General features: G+C 59.4%; 1 pseudogene. It reads left to right on the top strand.

From position 1 onward, the window contains the following. Positions 1–298: pseudogene (locus MN186_RS00035) on the top strand (transposase); the annotation flags it as partial.

The following is a 298-nucleotide window of genomic DNA, read 5'->3' as shown; positions in this document are numbered from 1 at the left end:
ATCAAGGAGCAGGAGGCAGGCATGGCGACGGCCGAAGTGTGCCGTCGCCATGGGCTGAGCCCGTCCACGTTTTACAAGCTGAAAGCCAAATACGGGGGCATGGATGTTTCCGAAGCGGCCCGGCTGAAATCTCTTGAAGATGAGAACGCCAAACTCAAGCGCCTGCTGGCCGATACGATGCTCGACAACGTGGTCCTGAAAGATCTTCTGGGAAAGAACTGACGACGCTGATCAAGCGGCGAGAGGCAGCGCTCAGGGCGATGCGGGATCACGATATCTCGCAGCGTCGGGCCTGCCG

It is taken from the genome of Aliiroseovarius sediminis (assembly GCF_022678485.1).
GTDB lineage: Bacteria > Pseudomonadota > Alphaproteobacteria > Rhodobacterales > Rhodobacteraceae > Aliiroseovarius > Aliiroseovarius sediminis.
This window is presented reverse-complemented; position numbering and strand designations above follow the sequence as displayed.